The sequence below is a fragment of the Streptomyces sp. UNOB3_S3 genome, assembly GCF_020740895.1.
Lineage (GTDB): Bacteria > Actinomycetota > Actinomycetes > Streptomycetales > Streptomycetaceae > Streptomyces.
In genome coordinates, this window is sequence record NZ_JAILXP010000642.1 from 1 (window position 1) to 1,846 (window position 1,846).

The window sequence follows — 1,846 nt, forward strand, 5'->3', positions numbered from 1 at the left end:
CCCTAGAGCCCGGCCCCGCCGGTGCCGGCAGCGTCCGTGCGCTTCGGTGTTGCCGGGCCCCCGCGCCCATACTCGTTTGCCCGCTCCTGGATCGCCCGCATCCGGGCGGCCTCGTCCGCGTCGACGCCGTCGTAGCCGCGCTCGGCGATGACGGCGGCGAGGCCCATGGCCTCGACCTGGTCGCCGAAGACCTTCGACAGGGTTTCCAGCCTCGCGTGGACCGCCTCGTACAGTGCGGCAAGGCCCTCGGCGGAGCCGAAGCCCTTGCCGAAGGAGCCCGGGGCGACCTTCTGGTCGCCCATCGTCTTCGGTGAGGCCGCCGACTTCTCCAGGTTGGCCAGTACCTCGTCGATGCGGTTCTTGAACGTCGTCAGCGTCTCGGCCTCTTTGGCCAGGCGGGCGTTCATCCCCAACTTCCCCTCCCCCAGGCACTTCTGCGTCACTGTAGTCACTCGTGAAGCGGCGCCCCAACCAGATTGCCGCCAGGTGCGCGTCAGGTATCCGTCAGGGTGCGGCCACCGCGACGATCACGTCCGCGTCCTGGGAATCGAGCCGGCCTTCGTTCAGCAACAGCAGGCGGTCTCCCCGGAGATGGGACACCAGCGCCCTGGGGCGGGCCAGGCGCCATTCGGTCGCGCGGAGGTCGCGGGCGAGGTGTGTGGTGCGGGCGGCTTCGCCTGTGCGGGTGGAGACGCGGGACAGTTCGCCGACGCGTTCCGGGGTGCCGGGGACGTAGACGGCGAGCCGGTCGTTCTGCACCGAGACGGGAAACGCGGTCCGGTTGGTGTCGGCCTTGTATGTCCATTTCTCGCGACCGTTCGTGAGGTCGTAGGCGGTCGTGGAACCCTTGCGGGCCACATAGACCGTGTCACCGTCGATCAGGTATTCCGGGCATTTGCTGACGCTCGCCGAGCAGATACTGCCGTCGTGGTCGCGCCGGAGCTCGATGCGGGAGCGTTCCTTGCCGTCGGTGTCATTGAGGGTGACCAGCTGCACGGGCCTGCCCTGGCCGTCACTGGTGAGCAGGACGACGGGACGCGTCGAGAGGACCTCGTCGACCTCCTCCTCGCCACGCCCCTCCCACGTCCACTTCGGCTTGTCGAGCGCCGCCGGATTCTGGGAGCGCACCCTCGTCCGATTTTCGCAACGGGCCAGCGTCAGCATCTGGGAGCCGCCGGCCGCGCCGACGAAGCGACACGGCTCTTTCTGGGGCGAGTCCCCCACCAGCTTGCCGTCCGCCAGGCTGACGATTTTGGCTCCCGTGGCCCAGGTGATCAGGCCGTGGCCGGCGTTCACCGCCACTTCCAGCTCCGCCTTCCATTTCTCCGGCCGGAAATTGTCCAGGTCCGGGTCGTCGCCCTTGTGGAGGGCGATGGGTTCCGACCAGAGCCGCACTCCGCGACGGATGTCGATGACCGTCATCGCGTCGCAGAATCCCGACGCCTTGAGGGCGATGAGCACACGGCCGTCGTCGGCGTCCCTCGACGCCGCGCACAGGACTCCGTCCAGCACCAGCGACCACTGCTTCTCGCCGGTTTTGAGGTCGTAGGCCGTGACCATGTCGGGCTCGGCCTTGACCACCGTGGTCGGGGTGAACCAGGCGCCCGGCGCCGCGTTGGCGCCTCGTGACGGTTCGGTGCGGGCCGTCTTCCTCCACACCATCGCTCCCGCCTCGGCGGCACCCGGACCCTGGGCCGAGGGCTTCGGGTCACCGTCCGGCCCGCCCCACACGGCGTACGCGCCACCGCCGCACGCGAGGAGGAGGGCGAGGATCAGGCCCGTTGTCCAGAGCTTCCGCCGGCCCGTGCCGGACACCGGGGCAGGGGGAGGCGTCACAGGCGAGGGC

General features: G+C 69.7%; 2 protein-coding genes. Both read right to left on the reverse strand.

Annotated elements, in window-relative coordinates; translation table 11 throughout:
• Positions 1-2: 2 nt before the first annotated feature.
• Positions 3-407 carry a hypothetical protein gene (locus K6I33_RS34635; protein ID WP_229358767.1) on the reverse strand — a complete coding sequence of 135 codons (405 nt, stop codon included), beginning with the start codon at positions 405-407 and terminating at the stop codon, positions 3-5.
• Positions 408-504: 97 nt separating this feature from the next.
• The coding region (locus tag K6I33_RS34640; protein ID WP_229358768.1) for a PQQ-binding-like beta-propeller repeat protein at positions 505-1,846 on the reverse strand (1,342 nt) is incomplete at its 5' end.